The organism is Rhizomicrobium sp. (assembly GCF_056722145.1).
Genome location: NZ_JBWZET010000034.1, coordinates 1 through 21855, shown reverse-complemented (window position 1 = coordinate 21855; position 21855 = coordinate 1). Strand labels below are relative to the sequence as shown.

Sequence of the window (21855 nt, the reverse complement as noted above, 5' to 3'; positions counted from 1 at the left end):
GCATCGAAATCGCCAGCGCGGCGACGAACGGCACCGCCGCCAGCAGCGCCAGCAGCAGGAACGAGCCGGCAAACTCGCCATAGTGGAAAACGCGGTAGAACAGGAACTGGCCGACGACTTTGAAGGAGGCCGTCATCAGCGCCATGCCGAGCGCGGCGAGGAGGGCGGCGGGAATGCTCATCACTTCCACGCCGGCGTAATAGAGGAAATAGCCGAGCGCCAGCGCTCCGATCCCGATACCCGTCCGCCGCGGCCAGCGCCGCAGCATCGCCCAGACTACAACTGCGTGCTCGCGAATGCTCATGTCCCCTCCGTCGCGGCCAGGATGGGGCGGCGGCGGGCAAAAAGAAAGGGCGGCCGCCGTGCGGCGACCACCCCAGAAGGCACTCCGATTGATCGGCCCGGGGAAGATAATCCCCGCGCGCGGGAAGGCTAGATGTGGGCCTTCACGCCAAAGAAGTACCGAGTGCCGCTGTTGTCATAGGTGAACGGCTGGTTCGGGAACTGCATGTAGGTGTGCTGCGCTTCTTCCGTCAGGTTCTGCGCCGACACATAGATGCTGAAGTGCTCGTCGAAGTCGTAGGCGACCTGCGCATCGAGCTCGCCATAGGGCGCCGTGAAGACGCCATAGGCTTTCGAGTTGCCGGTGCTGACGTCGATCGGCGAGAAGGTCGAGCCGCCGTAGCCGCCGTTCACGGCCTTGCTACGCCACGAATACGACAGACGAGCGTCGAACCCGTATTTTTCGTAGAAGACAGTGGCGGTTGCCGCGTGCGCCGCCACGTCCGGGATCGGCAGATGCTTGCTGAACGCGGTGAACAAGGCCGACTCGGACTGGCTGTAGGTGTAGTTGGCTGCAACGCCCACGCCCATATCGAGCACGTACTGGCCTGCCAGTTCGAGACCGTAGATCGAGCCATGGCCGGCATTGATCGGCATGGTGACCGGGCCCGACGAGCCGCCGAAGTCGTCCATCACGGTGGTGTTCACCGGCTGGTAGACCTCGAAGCTCTCGATCTGCTTGTAGAAGATACCGGCGCTGAGCAGCGCTTCCGGCGCAAAGTAGTCTTCCCACGACAGGTTGAACTCGTTCGCGCGATACGGATCGAGATCCGGATTGCCCGAACTGCCGTTGGCGAACTTGAAGCCGTCGGCAACGCCGGTGTGGATGTTGGTGCGGCCGCCGGTTTCACGCGTGAAGTTGTAGGACCGGCCGACGCCGAGACCGAACAGATCGGCCGGCGACATCACCCGCGCCGCGCTCAAGCGGACAATCTGATCGTCCGTCGGGAACAGCGAGAGGTTGAACGACGGCAGGATGTCGACGGTATGCTTCACGGCGGTGAACGGAATGTTGTTGTTGTTCACGCCATTCCACGTCGCGGTACCGTAGGAGGTCACCACCGGAGCCGCCGACGCGCCGTTCACGATCTGGGTCGTAAACACAACGCGCACGCCGCCGTTGAAGTGGAAGCCCTTATCCTTGTCGCCGAGGTCGGTCATCAGATAGAGAGCCTGGGTGCTCTCATGCACCCTGAACGAGCTCAGCGTGTCGGGGAAGAACGCTTCCGAGTTGTTCGGCACCTTCGTCTTGGCGGCAACGTTGCACGCCGCCGGCTGTGTCGCGCTGCCATCGCACGGCACGGCAACCCCACCGACAACAACCGCGGACGGCTTGTTGGTCGGCACATTCGCCGCCTGGTTCCAGATCTGATTGTAGAACGTCGCCGGATCGGTCATTCCGCCGGTGACGGGATTCTTCACGATCATGTTGCCGAAGGCGAAGTTGTGGACCGTCAGCGCCAGGGCCGGATTGGACAGCGCCGTATCGTACGGAATCGCCGCATAGCCCGGATCCTGGTAGTACAGCCCGCCGCCATTGGGAGCAGCGTAGCAGCAGTTGGAGATGTAATTTCCGTTAACGTCCAATCCCTGAGTCAGGTAACGGCCGAACGTTTCGTTGATGTTGCGCTGCGCGACACGGAAACCGAACGTGATGTTGCCGTCGACGCCCTTGAGGAACGCGGGCTTGTACACGACGGCGCCTCGGATCGCGTCTTCCTGCTCTTTCGAGTGGCTTCCCCAAGCCCAGGCGGACTTGAACAAGGTGTACGCCGGATTGGAAAGCACATCGGCATACGGAGCAAGATAGGACGCGGTGGGCAGACCGGAATCGCCGCCATTGGACCACTGCAGCGGAATCGCCGGATTGCCGGCGCCGGCGGCGCAAGCAGCCGAGAAGTTGTTGCAGCCCGGTGCCGTCGGCGCCGCCGAACCCGACCCGCCTTGCGCGGTGTAATAGCCGTGTTCGATGTCCTGCTGCGCCGCCTTCATGGTGGCGTTGGCGCCGGCATAGGAAACGTCGAGGGTGGCCGAGATCGGGCCGCCGTCGTCGAACGAGGTGTGCCACTGGATATTGTTGGCGTCAGAACCGTTGCGCTGCAGCAGAGTCGCGGTTTCCGCGCCCTGCAGCCAGAACTGGGCCGAGGTCACGACGCCGTTGCTGTCGATCGTATACGGAGCATTCGCATTGATGCCCGGCGCCGCCAGACCCGGTACGCTCGAGGTCGAGCCCGATCCGTTGAAGCCGACCTTGTCCGAATAGGTCGTGTTCTTGTCGCCGATATGCGAATAGAACCAGTTGATGCTGGTCTGGACCGAACTCGAGACGTTCCAGGCCGCGCCCAGCGTCGCACCGATGGTGCGGTTCTGGTCGTAGACATCGCTGAAATAGGCGTACTGCTGCATGATGTACGGCGTGGCGAGCTTGCCCTGGCCGCTGATGCCGGCGACGCAGTTGCCGCTGGTATCCACGCTGCACGCCAGATTGCCGACGCCGGCGTAGCCGCTCACGTCCGCCCTGGTGATGACCCACGGGCTGCGGTTGTAGGCTTCGAACTCCTTGGTGTGGGTGTCGGAGTTGTCGTACGAGATGCTGCCGGTGATCGCGAACGTGTTGCTGGGCTTGTAGGAGGCCACCAGCGTCGCGTTCGGCGTCATCCGCGCCAGCGAACTGTAGCTCGTCGAAGTGCCGCGCAGGTTCGCGGTGACCGAAAGGCCATCGGGCGCGCTCAGCGGGTCGCGGGTCTTGAGGTTGATGATGCCGCCCATGCCGCCTTCCGACAGCCCGGCGTTCGGGGTCTTGTAGATGTCGACGCCGCCGATTTCTTCGCTCGGGATGCCTTCCATCGAAGCGTACTGCGCGTTGGCACCGGCGCCGCCGCCGCCCGCTTCACCCTGGATGTAGAATTCCTTGCCGGTCAGGAACACGTCGCCGTTCAGCGTCGTCAGGTTCTGCCTGAGGCCGTTGATCAGCACGCGGGTGCCCTTGCCCTGGTCGCGGGCGATCTGGATGCCCGGCAGGCGCTGCAGCGATTCCGTCACGTTCTGGTCGGGCATCTTGCCGACGTCTTCGGCCGTGACCGATTCCATGATCAGGTTGGAGTTCTGCTTCGCGTTCAGCGCGTTGGCCAGCGAGGCGCGGAAACCCGTAACCGTCACGGTTTCCATCGTGTCGTCGGCCATCGCCGCGCCGGTCAAGCCGACGAGCAACGCTGCAACAGCCGTTTGGGTACAGAAATGGTATCTTGATTTCATGGTGGACGTCCCCTTCTGAACAAATGTTCTTGGCAATGCAGGGCTTTGCCCTTGTCATTGCTGGATGACGAACGTTAGCTCGATATGTAAGCGCTTTCTATCCATCGCGCCGAGCTCGCTTCAAAATGCTCAGAGGTGTGTTAGCAAAGGCACTCTCATCAAAATTGAGAACGCTAACACTGCCTATTTTCAACAGCTTATGTTCACAGTTTAGAACACTTACAATGATAACGCTCGAAAGGTAAGCGCTTTCAAAATTAGCCTGAGGGAAAGCACCCCCGCCACTTCCCGCAAACCGGGATTTGAGCTTCCCTCTCAAGGTTTTAGCAATAATATGATGAATCAGACCACGAATGATGCCGGCGCCATCTTGTGGCTCGGGTCGGGACATCTGCGTACGGATGTCACCCGCTTCCTTGGCGCCCCCCGTGACCATCCGTCGCCGCCACATGACGATCCGACGCGGCCGACTCGGTGCCGACAACGCGCCCAACGCGATGATCTGTGTGCGGATGTTATTGGAAACAGGTGACATTGGCGACCGACGCGACTAGGAAAGCGGCCGTATAGAGCGGGCATTGCAATGCGACAGGATTTACGCGCGGTCACCGCGATGTTCGAGGATTGGCTGTTCACGAGCGCGCTGCCGTTGTGGTGGCAGACCGGGGCCGATCAGCGCGAAGGCGGCTATCACGAACTGATCGCCGAGGACGGCACGCCCGCCGGCCAATTCCGCCGCGCCCGCGTCCAGGGCCGCCAGAGCTATGTCTTCGCCCAGGCCGGCGCGATGGGATGGACCGGCCCCTGGCGCGACGCCGCGGCGCACGGCATCGCCTATCTCAATGCCCGCTACGCCCAGCCGAGCGGCTTCTATTGCACCCTGGTGGCAAACGACGGCGCCATCCTCGATCCCGCCACCATGCTCTACGATCAGGCCTTCGCCCTGATGGCGATGGCGACGATGGTCAAGATGATGCCCGAGCGCGACGACCTGAAAGCCGCCTCGCACGCCCTGTTCGACCGCATCATCGCCAGCCGCAAGCATCCGGCCGGCGGCTTTGTCGAACACGGCGACAAATTCATCTCCAACCCGCACATGCACCTGCTCGAGGCGCTGCTGGCGTGGTGCGAAGTCGAGCCCGACGACGTGTGGGGCGGCTGGGCCGATCACGTCGCCGAACTCGCCTGCCGCAAATTCATCGACCCGACGCACGGCTTCCTGCGCGAACATTTCGATGCCACCTGGGCCCCCGCACCCGGCGCCGATGGCCGTGTCGTCGAACCGGGCCACCAGTTCGAATGGGCCTGGCTGCTGATGCGCTGGGGCAAGATCCGCCACCATCCCGAGATCCGCACGGTGGCGCGCCGGCTGTTCGATCATGGCTGCCGCGGTGTCGATCCCAAGCGCGATGCCGCCGTGCACGCCCTCAATGACGCCTTTGAGGTCACGGTGCCGACGGCGCGCCTGTGGGCCCAAACCGAGCGCATCAAAGCGGCGCTGGCGCTCGCCGACGGCGAAGAAGCGTTGATCTCGGAAGCCCTCAGGGGCGCGGCGACGCTGTGGCGCTACCTCGATACGCCGGTGCGCGGACTGTGGTGGGACCGCTTCGAGCGCGATGGAACCTTCGTCAAAGAGCCCGCTCCGGCTTCGACATTCTATCACATCATCTGCTGCATCGCCTGCATGCGGGACGCCTGTCGCTAGGGCCCATTTGACCGTTCGCCTGCCAAGGGTAAAATCCAGCGGACTGAGTCTAAAGGTCGCTGGAAAGCCAAGCCAATGACGGCGCGTGGGGATTCGACACGGGGAAAGCAGCGCCGGGAGGCCGAAAAGGACTTCTCCGGTCCGCGTCTCGACGACATCATCGATCGCGATCATTCGCTGGCCAAACTCAACGCCGCGATCGACTGGCGCCTGCTCGAAGGGCGCCTCGGACCGCCCGCCACCGAGACCCGGGGGCGCCCGACGCAATCGCGTCTGCTGGTCGGCCTCGCCATCCTGCGCCAGCTCTACGATCTCACCGACGAAGCCCTGTTCGACCGCTGGCTCGAGAATCCCTATTTCCAGCTGCTCTGCGGCGAGAGTCATTTCCAGCACACCCTGCCGTTCGAGCGCGGCGGCCTGACCAGCAGCCTGCGCCGCATCAGTGCCGACAAGCTGCGCACTCTGATGCGGGCGGGCCTTGCCGACGCGGTCGGACTGGAGCCGGGCGAGATGCCGGAACTGGCGCGGCTCGGCGTCGATCCGCAAAACTTCGGCCGCACGGTGCGCCGCCGCGACGCCGGAGGCGACAAGCCGGTGTCGATCTACGATGTCGCCAAACGCGCCGGCGTTTCGATCAAAACGGTGTCGCTGGTGATCAACCGCCAGCCCAACGTCTCGCTCTCCACCCGCACCGCCGTGCTCGCCGCCATCGATGCGCTCGCCTACAAGCCCAACGTTTTCGCGCGCGGGCTGGCCAGCGAACGCTCCTATCTGATCGGCTTGCTGCACGACGTGGCACCGGGCTCCTACATCGCCGACCTGCAGCTTGGTGCGCTCGCCCGCTGCCGCGACGAGGGCTATCACCTGATCGTCGAATTGCTCAATCCGGCGCAGGACCACGACGTCGACGCCCGGGTTCGCGCGCTGGTCAGCGAGTCGGTGCTGCATGGCGTGATCCTGACTCCGCCGCTGTGCGACGACCGCACCATCATGCAGGAACTGACCGCGGCGAAGACCCCGTTCGTGCGCGTCGCGCCCGGCAACAAGATGCCCGGCACCTCGGTCGTGAACATCGACGAATACAAGGCGGCCTATGAAATGACCGCCTATCTCATCGGCCTCAACCATCGCCGTATCGGTTTCGTCAAAGGCAAGCCCGATCATGGTTCGGCGCGCATACGCTTCGACGGTTACCGCGCCGCCCTCGCCGATGCCGGCATTCCGTTCCAGGAAGAGCTCTGTGCCCAGGGCTTCTTCACCTACCAATCGGGCATCGAGGCGGGCGAGAAGCTGCTCAGCGCCAAGATCCGCCCGACCGCGATCTTCGCCGGCAACGACGACATGGCTGCCGGCGTCCTGGCGGTGTCGCAGAAGTTCAATCTGTCGATCCCCGACGATCTGTCGATTGCCGGCTTCGACGATTCCATCGTCGCCCAGGTGGTGTGGCCGCGGCTGACAACCTGCCGCCAACCGCTGAAGGACATGGCCGCGGCAGCGGTGTCGGTGCTGACCCAGAAACGCAGCCACGACCGCCCGCACGAACGCCAGCTGGCGCATGAACTGGTGGTGCGCGAATCCACGGCGCCCCTGTCGGCCTGATTCGCCCACCGATCTTGGAAGCCATCCGCGACGGCAAAGCGGCCGAGGGCGCCAGTCGCGTCGTTCCTCAGCTCTCAAGACCAACAATGGGTTAGGCAAATCAGAGCGCTTTTTGTTCGGCCCTCGACGCATTCCCGTACAGCAGCCGAACATAGTAAATGCGCCTCATGCCGGATTCTGGCTGCGACGATCCGAATCCTGATGGCGTAAACCGCAGTAAAATGTTAAGGATAATTAAAAGAAATCCGCAGCCTAGCGCAGTGGGGATAGTGGGTGACTGGGGTACAGAGTTCTGATCGCGGTAGCAGCCCGCGGTCCGGCGTCGACGGCAACAGCACGCGGAAAGTCGTGCGCATGCTTCGCACGATGGTGTTCGCAGTCGTTGCGGCGGCGGCCATTGTCGTCATTTTCGCATCCGCTACGTTCGCCGATTACGCCGACGGCGGGCGCACCGAACAAGCGATGACCTTGCCAGACGCTGTGAAGGTTTGGCGACAGGAAGCGTGGCAGCGCGACGATTTCCTGGCGCAGGTGCGGCTCGGCGACCTCTATTCCGCCAACCAGTCGCTGGCGCCCGGCGAGACCAAGAATACCGCGTTCCTCGACCCGGTTGAATCCTATGTCTGGTATTTCATGGCGCTGCGTCCCGGCCGCGATTATCGCGCCGACGACAACTCCAATGCCGCCGAAGCGGTCTACAACGTCCGCAACTACGCGCTCACCAATGCCGAGCAGATCTACAATTCGCTGACCTTCGAACAGCGCCTCGATGCGCGCGCCCGCATTCTCTACATCCTGTCGAGCCGCGGTGCCGAAGGCTTCCTCACGCTCGGGCGCATCCACGCCTCGAACTTCCAGAGCTTCGATTCCAACAAGGGACCAGTGCTGCCGCCGGCGCTCAAGGCGCGCCTGTGCATGCGCTCGGGTTGGGACCACTGGTACAGCGGCTGGCTGTGGTGGGTGTGGGCGAGCATCGCAGACAAACCCTATCCGCATCCGCCGGTGTGGCGCTGGGTCGACAACACGCCCGACAACTGGCAGAGCCGTCTGCCCGACTATCAATGTTTCGGCGCCGAAATCCCGCCGCCGCCCGACGATCTCTATGCGCCGTCGAGCGCGACTTCGACGGCAACAAGCGGCAGCAATTATCCGCCGACAACGTCGGGCTCGTCGAGTGATCAGCCGGCGCTGATCGCACCACCGGCGCAGAACACCGGCACGACCTCTTCCGACGCGGTCGCGACCGTCAATGTCGGCTCGTCTGACCCCAATGCCAACAACACAGCCTCAAGCACCGGATACTCCGGCAGCAACTACGGTTCCGGCGGCGGCGGTTATGGCAGCGGCTACGGCGGCGGCTATGGCAGCGGTTATGGCAGTGGCTACGGCGGCGGCTACTATGGCCGCTCGGTGTCGTCGGTCTTCCTCACCAACGACGCCGAAGCGCTGACCTATTTCCTCGTCGCGCAGAACCTCGGCCACCCGATCGCCGGTGCCTACGTCACCAATCAGCGCGCCGCCATCCGCTACAACAATGCCGATCCCGCCCACATCATCGCCGACGCTGAAAAACGCGCCCGCTTCTGGGATGCTCCGTATGAGTACTATCCCGGCGTCACCGCCAAGGGCGAACTGCATTCCGACGAAAGCCTGCCGTCGTACGAACAACGCGCGGCGCTGCGGCGTATCCGCGAAATTCCGTTCACTGCCCTGGTCGAGGCGCTCGATTTCCGCGGCTACAAGATGCATCCGCACCTGTGCGGCGCGCCGCCGGTGTGCTTCGGCCATGCGGTGGCGCAATTCCAGACCGCACTCAACTGGGAGCCGACCGGCTTCCTGAACCAGATCCAGACGGTGCGGCTGATCCAGATGGCCGCGGTCGACGGCGACGCCATCGCCCAGGACCGTCTCGGCATCATGTACGCCAAGGGCATCGGCGTGCCGCAGAATTTCGTGCGCGCCGAAAAGTGGTTCATCAAGGCCGCCAACCAGCGCTATCCCGATGCGCTGTTCAATCTGTCGGTGCTCTATCGCGTCGGCCCCAACGGCGTCGAACCCGACGAGCACAAATCCAACAGCTATCGCGCCATGGCCGAAGCCGCCGCCTATCCGCAGGCGCGCTGCGAGCTGCTCGATCTTCTGAAACAGGCCGATGCCACCGGACATGACCGTCCCGAAGGGGCGAGGAGATGATCATGACACGCCATGCGACGCGTTGGAGCCGCTGGATCGTTGCGGTGCTGCCGCTGGTCTTCGCCGGAATGCCGGCCGCGGGCGATCCCTACGACACGCTGCCGCCCTACGACTATCCGAGCGAAGCGGCCTCGCAATGGGGGCCCTACGATCCGGTGCCGGAAATCGATCCGTCGTGGTGCCGCTGGCGTTCGTGCGCGCCGCGCCGCCCCGTCCATGTCGGGCCGCCGGCCGGGCCGATGCTGCCGGGCCTCAACGGCCACGCCACCTTGCTGGTCGATTGCGGCCTGCCGCGCGGCGGCCATGGTCCGCACCATCGCGGGCCGCACGGGCCGGTGTTCGCGTCGGTCAACGAAGCGGCCGAGGTCGCACCGCCGAACGCCACCATCCTGATCATCCCGCCCGGCCAGGGCATGACCTGCGTCGAGTCGGTGCATGTGCGTGGTCCGCTCACCATCGCCACTTATGGCGGATCGGGGCGCGCCGTAATCCAGGCCCCGCCCGGCCAGCCCTGCCTGACGGCGCACATCCCGCTCGGTGACGAGCTGGTGCTCGACGGCGTGCGCTTCATCGCCCGTTCGCGCGAGACCCCATGCGTGGAAGTGGAAGCCGGCCGCGTCGTGATGCGCAATTCCAGCATCGACTCGCGCGGCACCGATTGGGGCTTCGACGTCCAGGAATCCGGCGAACTGTTCCTGGAATCGAGCAAGATCGAAACCGACGCCTCCGGCGTGCATGCGCGCCGCGCCACCGTCACGCTGAAAAACGTCGACATCGACATCGATGGCCGCAACATGGCGGCGAATTTGAACCTCGGCCGCACCGACTGCATCGATCGCAACGGCGGCACCATCCATGGCTCGGTCGGACTGGCGCTCGAATGCTCCGAAGGCGTCGTCGAAGGCGGCTCGATCATCGGCGGCGGCATCGGCATCCTCGCTTCGGCCGGCACGCGCGGACTGCACATCACCGACGTCAAGATCACCAAAGCCGACACCGGCGTCTTGGTGCTGCCGGGCCAGCGCGGCGCGGTGACGGTGGAACGCGCCACCATCGCCAAATCGCACGACGGCATCGTGGTAGCACCCGGCGCGGAATCGCAGATCACCGGTTCGGTCGTCACCGACAGCGCCAACGCCGGCATCGTTGCCTTCGGCGCCGGTACGCTGATCGCGTCCAACAAGATCATCAACGCCGGCGACGGCATCCGCATCCTGGCGAGCCAATCCTTCCCGCCGCCGATCTTCCCCGACTTTTCCGCCGTGGCCGTGATCGACGGCGACGACGGCGGCCCGATCGTCGAGAACAACCTCGTCGCCAACGTGCGCCATGCCGCGGTACGGATCGATGCGCGGGCCGGCGGGCACCAGAATCGCCTCGACGGCAAGCTGATCGGCAACACGCTCTACGCCATGAGCCCGGCGGTTTGCATCGATGACGATTACAACGACGATCCGGTGCGGGTGCGCGCCAACGTGTGCAATCGCGAACGGTTCTTCTGGCCGTTCTGAGGCGCTTTGGCGTCTCGACGGTTCTGCTCCGCCCCCTCTATCATCAGACAAATAGAAGGGGGCGGGCATGCGTGCGATCTGGTTCGGACTGGCTTTGGCGGCGGCACTGACCGCGGCCGCGGCGAGCGAGCGTGTCATTACCGCCGACATGCGCCATGTCACCGGCGCCCGCGACAGGGCGTGGCAGGACAGCGTCGGCGCCGATCATCCCGGCATTCTGCTCAGGCCCGCCAATCTCGCGCATCTGAAGCTGGTGCATGACGAGATCGGATTCACATACCTGCGCTTCCACGGCATTTTTCACGACGACATGGGCGCCTACCGCGAGGTGAACGGCAAACCCGTCCACGACTTCACCAGGATCATCGCGGTCTACGACGCCATCCTGAAGACCGGCATGAAGCCGCTGGTCGAGATCGGGTTCATGCCGTCGGACCTCGCCAGCGACAGCCGCACCATCTTCTATTGGAAGGCCAACGGTTCGCCGCCAAAGGATTATCGCAAGTGGGCGGATTTCATCTCCGACTTCACCGCGACCCTGGAAGCCCACTTCGGCGCCGCCGAAGTGCGCCGCTGGCGCTTCGAAATATGGAACGAACCCAATCTCGACGGCTTCTGGACCGGCGGCAACCAAGCCGAATACTTCCGCCTCTACGACGCCAGCGTGCGGGCGATCAAATCCATCGATCCGGTACTGAAGGTCGGCGGACCGTCGACGGCGGGCGCGGCCTGGGTGCCCGCGTTTCTCGCGCACGCGAAAGCGGCCGGTGTGCCGGTCGATTTCGTCACCACCCATACCTACGGCGTCAAGGGCGGCTTTCTCGACGAGAAGGGCGAAGGCGACAACAAGCTCGACCCCGATCCCAATTCCATCGCCGCCGACGTCTGGCGTGTGCGCCGCGAAATCGAGGCGTCGGCACAGCCCGGCCTGCCGCTCTATTTCACCGAATGGAGCACCAGCTACAATCCGCGCGATCCCATCCACGACGCCTATCTCAGCGCCGCCTTCATCCTCGAAAAGCTGAAGCAGACCGAAGGCGCGGCGCAATCGATGAGCTATTGGACGTACACGGATTTGTTCGAGGAAGCCGGCCCGCCGCCCGCCTCGTTCCATGGCGGCTTCGGTCTGCTCAATCGCGAAGACATCCGCAAGCCGGCCTACTTCGCCTACAAGTACCTGCACGCCCTCGGCGACGAGACGATCGCCGGCGGCGATGCCCATTCCCTCGTCAGCCGCACCGGCGCCGATTTCGCCGGCCTGATCTGGAATTACACCACGCCCGCGATGGCCGAGAGCGACCGGCCGTATTTCCGCAAAGTGCATCCCGCGACCGCGCTCGATCCGGTCGCACTCGCGGTCCACGGGTTAAGGCCAGGAACCTACAAGTTCACCGTGCATCGAACCGGTTACGACGCCAACGACGCCTATACCGCCTATCTGCGCTCGGGCGCGCCGACCGATCTCAGCGCAACCGATCTCGCCGCGATGCAGGCGCATACCGCCGATAAGCCGGAAATCGAGGCCAAAATCCGCGTCGGCGCCGACGGTTTGTTCCGGCGCGCGATCCCGATCCGGAGTAACGATGTCGTGCTGGTCCGGCTCCAACATCTGTCCGACTAATGGAAAATCGGTCGAGACCGGCACTTAAAATCAACTGACACTATCGCCCAGACCGGCGATTTTGGCCCGAAAACCGTCAAATCCGCGGCCCGAGGCTTGTTGCCCTAACGGCGCCAGCACGCGTGAGATGGCTTGCAGATCAGCTTTGAGTTTAGGCATGATGCAAGTTGACGCACTGGCCCGGCCGCCGGACGGATCAGCGCGGTCTTGGATCATTTCCGGCTGGTGCGGCATCGGCATACACATGGCAAACTTCGACAATGGCACGCCCCTCGCCCAAGCTTCGGTGAAGGGCACGGTCAAGTGGTTCAACGCGACCAAAGGATACGGTTTCATCACGCTTGAAAACGGCGGCGATGCATTCTGTCACGCCTCCGCGCTGGCCGCACTCGGCACGCCTAATCTCCCCCAAGGCGCAACGATCGTCTGCGATCTGCAGGAATCGCCGCGCGGACTGCAAGTCGTCACCGTGCATACGGTCGACACCTCCACGGCTGACCCAGCCCCGGCCTCGCGCGGTCCGCGTCGCGACTCCGGTCCGCGCGGCGGCTTCGGCGGTGGCGGCGGCTTCGGCGATCGTGGCGGTTACAGTGATCGTGGCGGCTACGGCGACCGCGGCGGTGGCGGCTATGGCGATCGCGGCGGCTTCGGCGGCGGCGGCGGCTATCGCGACACCGGACCCTCTGGCCCGATGGTCGAAGGCAAGGTGAAGTTCTTCAACGACCAGAAGGGTTTCGGCTTCGTGATGCCCGACGGCGGAGGCGGCGACGTCTACATCCATGCCAGCGCGCTCCGGCGCTCGGGCATTGCCGTCCTCGAACCGGAACAGCGCGTGCGCTTTTCGACCCGCCAGGGCATGAAGGGCGTCGAGGTGGATCGCGTAGAAGTGATTTGACGCTTCCGCACCCGGTTAACGGTTAACCGTCAGGTTTTCCGTGCCTTTTGCTACTAGTTGAGAGGCCCGCAGGAGACGCGGGCCTCGTCTGCTGTCGCAATCGTATGCAGTGCCCTTGAACGACGACAAATCTGCCATATCTACCCCCGGAGTATATCAGGCCGTTATAGGCCGGGGAGTGGGGATGGACGTCCGCACAATCTGCTTGGGAATTCTCACTCGCGGCGACGCCACGGGCTATGAGATCAAAAAGCTGTTCGAGGACGGCCGCTTTTCCTATTTCGTCGAGGCCAGCTTCGGCTCGATCTATCCCGCCCTTTCCCGCCTGACCGAGGACGGCATGGTGTCCGTCCGCTCCGAGCCCGGCACCCGCCGCCCGGACCGCAAGGTCTACTCCATCACCGAGCAAGGCCGCGGCGCCTTCGTCGCCAGCCTGGGCGAACCCCTGCCGGACGACCGGTTCCGCTCGCCGTTCCTGTTCGCGATGATGTTCTCCGACTTCCTCGACCGGCCCCGCGTCGACGCCATGATCGACGACTACATCGCCGACACCGAAGCCAAGCTGGCGCAGATCACCTGCGACTGCGGCCGGGCCTGCAACCCGCGCGAGGCGTTCGTGTGCGAAATGGGGCGCACGATTTATCAAGGGATTCTGACGTTCCTCAGGGAACGCCGCAACGAGTTCAATGCCGACGCCGCCAAAACGGCGGCCGAGTGAGGGTGAAGCGCCGTGGTTTCCGAATTCAAACAAAAAGTCGATGGACTCTATGAACGGCTGATGCCGGGATTCTGGCTGCGGATGAAGCCGAAAACCCAGTGGGCCTTCGGCATCGCCATCGCCGTCGTGCTCTACGTCTCGACCGGCGTCCTGACCCGCCTCATCCTGCCGCATCCGGCCGCCGCCGAGACGGCACCCGCCGCCGCCCAGATCCCCACCGTGCGCGTCGCCCGCCTCACCGCCTCGCTGCACGAGGCATTGATTCCGGTGCGCGGCCGCACCGAGGCGCTGCATCAGGTCGATGTCCGCGCCGAAGTCGATGGCGTCATCGCGGCGCTGCATTTCGAGAAAGGCGATCGCGTCAAGGCCGGACAGGTGCTGTGCGAACTGAAGGTCAACGACCGCGGCGCCCGCGCCATGCAGGCCGAAGCCCAGGTCGCCCAGGCCCGCAAGGAACTGGAAGTCGCGCGCGAGCTCTACAAGGAGGGGTTCCGCTCCAAGACCCAGATGGCGCAGGCCGAAGCCAGCTTCGAAGCCGCCCAGGCCGGCGCCGCGACCATGAACATCCAGCTCGCCAACACCAAGATCCGGGCCCCGTTCGACGGCATCGTCGATGAGCGCTACGCCAATCTCGGCGACTATCTCCAGGTCGGCTCGAAATGCGCCATGGTGGTGGCGCCGGAGCCGTTCCTGGCGGTGGGAACCTTGAGCGAGGAAATGGTCGGCCAGGTCGCGCCCGGCAACAAGGTGCACGTCAAGCTCGTCACCGGCCAGACCGTGGAAGGCACGGTGCGCTTCGTCGCCACCCACGCCGATGCCACCTCGCGCACCTTCCGCCTCGAGGTTGAAATCCCCAATCCCGATGCCACGCTGAAGAGCGGCGTTTCGGCCGAGATCATGATCGTGCCCTCCACCCTGGTGCCGGCGGTGAAGATTTCCTCCGGCGTCCTGGTGCTGGAGGACAGCGGCGTGGTCGGCGTGCGCGTGGTTGACAAGGGCGTGGCGCACTTCGTGCCGGTGCAGGTGATTTCCGACGGTCCCGACGGCATGTGGATTGCCGGGCTGCCCAAGGTCGCCGACGTGATCGTCATCGGCCAGGAATTCGTCACCAACGGCGAGCGCGTCAAGGTCGAATACCAAAAGCCGGGCAAGGCATCATGACCAGAATTGTCGAGTGGGCGGTCGAAAACACCAAGCTGATTGGCGCCCTGATCCTGGTCGTGATCCTGGGCGGCGTCTATGCGCTCTATTCCATCCCGAAGGAATCCGATCCCGACGTTCCGATCCCGTATATCGGCGTCAATGTCTCCTATCCGGGCGTCAGCCCGGAGGATTCCGAGCGCCTGATCCTGCGCCCGCTCGAAACCGCGCTGCGTTCGGTGCAGGGCATCCGCCATCTGCGCGCCTGGGCCTATCAGGGCGGCGTCTCCATGAGCATCGAGTTCATGGCCGACACCAAGATGCAGAAGGCGCTGGAAGACGTGCGCGCCCAGGTCGACTCCGCTCGTGCCCGCTTGCCCAAGGAGGCCGATCCGCCGGTCATCAACGAAGCCTCCAACAGCGACAATCCGGTGATCACGATTGCGTTGTCGGGCGACGTGCCCGAACGCGCGCTGCTGCACATCACCAAGAATTTGCGCGACGACCTGCGCATGGTCCCGACGGTGCTCGACGCCGACCTGTTCGGCACCCGCGACGAACTGCTCGAAATCACCATCGATCCGGCCAGGCTCGAGACCTATGGCATCACCCAGGGCGAGATCTACAACGCCGTCACCAACAACAACACGCTGATCGCCGCGGGCACCATCGAGACCGGCCGCGGCAGTTTCCAGGTCAAAGTGCCCGGCGTCATCGCCACGGCGCAGGACGTGCTGAACCTGCCGATCCGCGCCAATGCGGATTCGACCATCCGGCTGAGGGATGTCGCCCAGGTGCACCGCACCTTCGTCGACCCTTACAGTTTCGCGCGCATGAACGGCAAGCCCACCATGGGCATCGAGGTCAAGAAGCGCGTCGGCGCCAATCTGATCGCCACCAACGAGAAGGTGAAGGAAGTCGTCCGCAAGGCCGAAAAGACCTGGCCGGCCGGCGTCCATGCCACCTTCATGTTCGACCAGTCGACCTTCATCCACGACCAGCTCTCCTCGCTGTTCGATTCCATCCTGCTCGCCATCCTGCTGGTGATGGTGATCATCGTGGCGGCGCTCGGCGTGCGCTCGGGACTTCTGGTCGGCATCGCCATTCCGACCTCGTTCCTGATGGGATTCCTGGTCCTCAACGGCCTCGGCTACACCCTGAACTTCATGATCATGTTCGCCATGCTGCTCGCCGTGGGCATCCTGGTGGACGGCGCGATCATCGTGGTCGAATACGCCGATCGCAAAATGACCGAAGGTCACAAGCCGCGCGAAGCCTTCGCCGAAGCCGCCTTGCGCATGTTCTGGCCGGTGGTCAGCGCCACTGCGACCATGATCGGCGCCTTCGCCCCGATGCTGCTCTGGCCCGGCATCGTCGGCTCCTACATGAGCTATTTCCCGATCACGCTGATCATCGTGCTGAGTTCCTCGATGATCGTGGCGCTGATCTTCCTGCCGGTGATGGGCGGCTGGTTCGGCAAGCCGCCGGCCCGCGACGAAGAACATGAGCGCGCCATCGAGGCTTCCGAAACCGGCGACTGGCGCCACATCCCCGGCATCACCGGCTGGTACGCCCATCTCGCCGAACACCTGACCCAGCATCCCGGCCGGGTGGCGCTCGGAGCCCTCGGCATCGTCGTCGCCGTGCTCGGCGTGTTCATCTTCTGCAACAAGGGCGTAGAGTTCTTCGTCACCACCGATCCGAACATGGCGAACATCTACGTCTCGGCGCGTGGCAACATGTCGGCGGCGGAAAAACGCGACCTGGTGATGAGCGTCGAGCGACGCCTCGAAGGCCTCGACGGCGTGCAGTATTTCTACGCCCGCACCGGCGGCGGCGGCCAAGGCGCTCCGGTCGACATGATCGGCCGCGTCACGGTGGAAATGAAGCCGATCGAAGAACGCACCCGCACCGGCAAGGCGATCCTGGAAGAAGCTCGAAAGCGCACCGAAGGCATGGCGGGCCTGCGCGTCGAAGTCCATGAGCCGCAATCGGGCCCATCGAACTCCAAGGACATCGAGGTCGACGTCACCTCGGAGGATTTCGGCGCGCTGGAGCAGGTGGTCGATGCCGTCCGCCGCCACATGGACGCCGCGCCTGAACTGCGCGATGTGGAAGACACCCGGGCGCTGCCCGGCATCGAATGGAACATGCAGATCGATCGTGAACTGGCGAGCCGCTTCGGCGTCAACACCTATGAGATCGGCACCGCGGTCCAGCTCGTCACCAACGGCATTTTCGTCGCCCGCTACCGTCCCGACGATACCGACGACGAAGTCGACATCCGCGTGCGCTATCCCTCCAACGACCGCGGCGTCGCAGCGCTCGACCAGCTGCGCATTCCGACCAACAGCGGCGGCGTCGTGCCGCTGTCGAGCTTCGTGCATGTCGTGCCCGGCCAGAAAACCAACACGATCGAACACGCCGACAGCCGGCGCGTCTATCACGTCCGCGCCAACATGAAGCCCAACACGCTGCTTCCCAACCAGGAAATGGCGAAAATCAAGGACTGGATCGGCAAGCAGAACTTCCCGTCCAACGTCCATGTCGACTTCAAGGGCTCAACCGAGGACCAGGACGAGTCCATGGCGTTCCTGTTGATCGCCGGGGCCATGGCGCTGTGCCTGATCGCGGTCGTTCTGCTCGCCCTGTTCAACAGCTTCTATCACACCTTCCTGATCCTGGTGGCGGTGATCCTCGCCATGATCGGCGCCCTCCTCGGCATGGTGGTGATGGGGCAGACCTTCTCGGTGATCATGACCGGCACCGGCCTGCTGGCGCTTGCCGGCGTAGTGGTGAATCACAACATCGTCTTGATCGACACCTTCCACCGCCACCTCAAGGCGGGGATGGAGCCGATCGAGGCGGTGGTGCGTTCCAGCGCCCAGCGTCTGCGCCCGGTGTTCCTCACCACCGTCACCGCGATCGGCGGCCTGTTGCCGATGATGTACGCCATCGAAATCGACTTCTGGCACCGCTCGGTCACCATCGGCTCGGTCAACGCCATGATGTGGATCCAGATTTCCACGGCGATCATTTTCGGGCTGGCGTTCTCCAAGATGATCACGCTGGGCCTGATCCCGGCGATGCTGGCGTGGCCCTACCGGCGGCGCGAACGCCGGGCAGCCAAAAAGGCGGCTCGAGAAGCCTTGCGCCGCAAAGTCTTCGGCGACCGGATGGCTGCCGAGTAATTCCAGGCCCGCACCGGCGGGCCTTTCTTTTTGTTCACAAAAACCGCTGCCAGACGCCGCACCCGCGCGCATTGGTTGTTGCGACGGGGCTTGATACCCTTTCCGCCTTCAAGGGGCGAGGTCATCATGAAGCGGATCATGCGTTTTGCGGCACCGGCGTTGCTGTTTGCCGCCACACTGTTCGGCGCCATCGCCGGCACCGTCACCATCGCTCCGCCGACCACCTGGCCGAAGACCGACGTGCCCACCGATCCCTCGGTCGTGTTCGGCACCCTGCCCAACGGCATGCGCTACCTGATCAAGCCCAACACCCATCCCGAACATGCGGTGTCGGTCGTCTTTCGCGTCGCGACGGGCTCGTTTGACGAAACGCCCAAGGACGCCGGGCTGTCGCACTTCATCGAGCACATGATTTTCCGCGGCACCACCCACATCCCGGACGGCGAGGCCTTCAAGCGCCTGGAAAAGCTCGGGCTCTCAGCCGGCGCCGATGCCAACGCCTTCACCGGTGCCGACGCCACCATCTTCACCTTCGATTTCCCCGGCAACGACGCCACCACCCTCGACACGGCGCTGACGCTGACGCGCGATATCGCCAGCGAAGTCCAGTTCGATCCCAAGGCGGTCGATTCCGAGCGCCAGGTGGTGCTGTCCGAATTCCGCCTTCGCGATACCGCCCAGCTGCGCATGTCGCGCGCCACCCATAAAGCGATGTACGGCGAGGCCCTCGCCAGCGCCTATTTCGCGATCGGCACCCAGGCCGCGCTCAACGCGGCGACCGCAGACGACTTGAAGGCCTATTACCGCGCTCATTACCGGCCCGAACGGGCGGTGCTGATCATCATCGGCGACATCGATCCCAAGGCGATGGAAGCGGAAATCCAGAAACGCTTCTCCGATTGGAAAGCCGCCGCGCCCAAGCCGCCGGCCCCGACCTTCACCACGCCCGATCCGGCCAAGGCGACGGACGTTCACCTGTTCGTCGAGACCGGCGCCAATTCCGCGGTGCAGATGACCTGGGTGGCACCGTTCGATCCCACCCCCGAAACCCGCGCCCGCGACAGCCGCGATCTGGAGCGCGAGGTGGGCCTGCGCATTCTCAATCTGCGCCTGCACGCGCTCGCCACCTCGGCCGATCCGCCGTTCCTGCAGGCGGGTGCCGGTATCGGCAACAGCTATCGCACGTCGTTCGTGGCCTCGATCGGAGCTTCGGTCGGCAGCGGCGATGCCAATCGCGCCCTCAAAGCCTTGCGCCAGACGCTGATGACCGTCCTGCACGACGGTGTCACCCAAGAAGAGGTCGATCAGGCCATTGCGCAACACCGCACCAACATTTCCTCGCAGGTCACCGCGGCACCTACCCGCCGCAACAACCAGCTCACCAACGCCTTCAACAGCGCCATCAGCAGGGATGACGTGATCGACGGTCCGGAAAACTGGATGCCGACCTTCGAGGACGCCGTCAAAGGCCTCACCGCCGCGCGCGTCACGGCCGACCTGCGCCAATTGTTCATGGCGACGACGCCGATCGTGATCGTTTCCAGCCCGTCGCCGATACCCGGCGGCGCCGAGGCCCTGCGCGCCACATATGAAGGAGCCGGCACGCTGGCACCCGCCGCTCCCGCCGTCGCCCACGCGCCGGTAGTGTGGCCCTACACCGACTTCGGACCGGCCGGCACCATCACGTCACAGAAGACCATCGACGAATTCGGCGTCACCGTGGTGCAATTCGCCAATGGCGTACGCGCTACCATCAAGCCGACCAAATTCCAGGAAGGCCAGGTGCAGATGCTGGTCCGCATCGGTCACGGCCGTTTCGCCATGAGCCGCGACAAGGCTACGCCGCGCTGGGCGCTGCCGGGGACCTGGGGCCTCGGCGGCATCGGCCGCATCGCCACCGCCGACCTGCCGCAAGCGCTCAACGGCCACCAGTGGGGCGCCACTCCGGAAATCGCCGACAGCGCGTTACAGCTGGTGGCGCAGACGCGCCCCGCCGATTTTGGAACCGATCTGCAGTTCATCAGCGCGTTCATCATCGACCCCGCCTGGCGACCGGAAGGGCTGGCGCAGATCAAATCGGCCACCGAAACCGGGCTGGCGCAGACCATGACCACGCCGTTGGGCATGTTCGGCCTGCACTACTGGGAGTATGTGCATAACAACGACCGGCGTTGGGCCGCGCCGACGCTGGATGAGGTCAAAACCACCAGTCTCGATGCCGTGAAGGCGCTGGCGGCGGCCGATCTCGCCAACGGGCCGATCGAAATCACCATCGTCGGCGACATCACGGTTGACGACGCACTGGCGCAGCTCAAACGCACGCTCGGCGCCCTGCCCAAGCGCAAAGTCGACACCAAGCCGTATCCCGGTCATGAGGAAATGCCCGCAGGCGGCGCCGCTCCGACCGTGCTGCATCACACCGGCAAGACCCACGAGGCGCTGGCCCTGCTGGGCTGGCGCACCACCGGGGTCTATCCCGATCCGCAGACGATGCGGGCGCTGCGCGTCCTGGAGTCGGTGATCCGTACCCGTCTGTTCGACGAGCTGAGGACCAAGGACGGCATCACCTATAGCCCGCAAGCAACTTCGGCGACCTCGCGGGCAACACCCGGCTGGGGCGTCCTGACCGTGGCGGCCACCGTGCCCGAAGACAAGCTCGGCGTTTTCTATGCGGCCGCGAAGAAGGTGGCGGCGGATCTCGCCGGCAAGGAAGTATCGACGGAGGAATTCGAACGCGCCCGCGGGCCGCTGGTGACCGAAGTCGAGCGCGCCCAGCAGACCGATCAGTTCTGGCTCCACGTTCTGACCGGCATCCAGACCGATCCGCATACGGCCGACCTGTTGCACGATCGCATATCCGGCCTCAAGGCAATCACCCCCGCCGACGTGCTGAAGGTCGCGAAAAAATACTTCAAGGACGAACGCAGCTTGCGCCTGATGGTCGTCCCCGAAGCGTTTACGGTGCCGCCGGAGCTGCTTACGCCCGGAACGCCTTGAGCGCCTCGGCACAGCCGCGTTCGTAGGCGGCGATCAGTCTGTCCCAGGCGGCGTCGGCGTCGGTGTCGATGAGGCGGCGCTTGGGATCGGACTCGAACCACGCCAGCGTGCGGCGAATGCCTTCGGCGAAACGCACCCGCGGCGAAAACTCGGGCACGAAGCGGCGGATCTTGGTGTTGTCGAACACGACGCTGTTCGCCTTGTCGCCGACGAGATTGCCGAGATCGTCGGGAATCGCCGCCGCCATGAAGTCCGACGGAATGTGCACGATGTCGGCCTTGGTGCCGGCCGCCTCGGCAACGATGTGGGTGATCTGGTCCCAGGTCAGCACTTCGTCGGAGGTGATGTGGAACGCCTGCCCAATCGCCTGCGGCTGACCCAAAAGCCCGATCAGCCCGACCGCGAAATCGCTGTTGTGGGTGACGACCCACAGCGACGTGCCGTCGCCGGGAACGATTACTTTCTTGCCGCGGCGCATGCGGTCGATGGCGGTAAAGGAGCGCAGCCACGAATTCACCGCCAACGGAATCTGCGTGTCGCCATAAGTCAACGACGGCCGGATGATGGTGATCGGGAAACCGTTCTCGCGGTACGCCTTCATCAGCAATTCTTCGCAGGCGATCTTGTCGCGCGAATACTGCCAGTAGGGATTGGCGAGCGGCGTCGATTCCGTGATCAGGTAATGACC

13 protein-coding genes are annotated in these 21855 nt (G+C 64.3%); 10 read left to right on the top strand and 3 right to left on the bottom strand.

The window, feature by feature from the left end:
• Both AC1P6P_RS02160 and AC1P6P_RS02155 read right to left on the bottom strand, forming a co-directional pair.
• Positions 1–304: hypothetical protein (locus AC1P6P_RS02160; RefSeq protein WP_481400791.1), on the bottom strand; the 304-nt coding region annotated here is incomplete at its 3' end.
• Positions 305–432: 128 nt separating this feature from the next.
• A complete protein-coding gene (locus AC1P6P_RS02155; protein WP_481400790.1) occupies positions 433–3597 on the bottom strand; it encodes a TonB-dependent receptor in 3165 nt (1054 codons plus the stop codon).
• Between the two features lie 583 nt (positions 3598–4180).
• On the opposite strand from AC1P6P_RS02155, the gene AC1P6P_RS02150 reads away from it, so the two are divergent.
• From AC1P6P_RS02150 to AC1P6P_RS02105, 10 genes are all read left to right on the top strand, one after another.
• Entirely contained in the window at positions 4181–5302 is a 1122-nt protein-coding gene (locus AC1P6P_RS02150) for an AGE family epimerase/isomerase (protein WP_481400789.1), read from the top strand.
• Between the two features lie 75 nt (positions 5303–5377).
• Positions 5378–6901 carry a LacI family DNA-binding transcriptional regulator gene (locus AC1P6P_RS02145; protein ID WP_481400788.1) on the top strand — a complete coding sequence of 508 codons (1524 nt, stop codon included), beginning with the start codon at positions 5378–5380 and terminating at the stop codon, positions 6899–6901.
• Between the two features lie 354 nt (positions 6902–7255).
• The gene (locus AC1P6P_RS02140; RefSeq protein WP_481400787.1) at positions 7256–9094 is read left to right on the top strand and encodes a tetratricopeptide repeat protein; all 1839 of its coding nucleotides are present in this window, start codon (positions 7256–7258) and stop codon (positions 9092–9094) included.
• Positions 9095–9096: 2 nt separating this feature from the next.
• A complete protein-coding gene (locus AC1P6P_RS02135) occupies positions 9097–10605 on the top strand; it encodes a right-handed parallel beta-helix repeat-containing protein (protein ID WP_481400786.1) in 1509 nt (502 codons plus the stop codon).
• Between the two features lie 67 nt (positions 10606–10672).
• The gene (locus tag AC1P6P_RS02130) at positions 10673–12226 is read left to right on the top strand and encodes a GH39 family glycosyl hydrolase (RefSeq protein ID WP_481400785.1); all 1554 of its coding nucleotides are present in this window, start codon (positions 10673–10675) and stop codon (positions 12224–12226) included.
• A 244-nt stretch (positions 12227–12470) separates the two neighbouring features.
• A complete protein-coding gene (locus AC1P6P_RS02125) occupies positions 12471–13121 on the top strand; it encodes a cold-shock protein (RefSeq protein WP_481400784.1) in 651 nt (216 codons plus the stop codon).
• A gap of 184 nt (positions 13122–13305) precedes the next feature.
• A complete protein-coding gene (locus tag AC1P6P_RS02120; protein ID WP_481400783.1) occupies positions 13306–13839 on the top strand; it encodes a PadR family transcriptional regulator in 534 nt (177 codons plus the stop codon).
• 12 nt (positions 13840–13851) lie between these two features.
• Positions 13852–15000 carry an efflux RND transporter periplasmic adaptor subunit gene (locus tag AC1P6P_RS02115; protein WP_481400782.1) on the top strand — a complete coding sequence of 383 codons (1149 nt, stop codon included), beginning with the start codon at positions 13852–13854 and terminating at the stop codon, positions 14998–15000.
• Positions 14997–18170 carry an efflux RND transporter permease subunit gene (locus AC1P6P_RS02110; protein WP_481400781.1) on the top strand — a complete coding sequence of 1058 codons (3174 nt, stop codon included), beginning with the start codon at positions 14997–14999 and terminating at the stop codon, positions 18168–18170. Before AC1P6P_RS02115 ends, AC1P6P_RS02110 begins: the two co-directional genes overlap by 4 nt.
• A 126-nt stretch (positions 18171–18296) precedes the next feature.
• Positions 18297–21167: a M16 family metallopeptidase gene (locus AC1P6P_RS02105; protein ID WP_481400780.1), complete on the top strand. Its 2871-nt coding sequence runs from the start codon at positions 18297–18299 to the stop codon at positions 21165–21167.
• Here AC1P6P_RS02105 and AC1P6P_RS02100 read toward each other — a convergent pair.
• A partial coding sequence (locus AC1P6P_RS02100) for an NAD-dependent epimerase/dehydratase family protein (RefSeq protein WP_481400779.1) occupies positions 21148–21855 on the bottom strand: 708 nt, incomplete at its 5' end. The two genes, AC1P6P_RS02105 and AC1P6P_RS02100, sit on opposite strands and share 20 nt — an antisense overlap.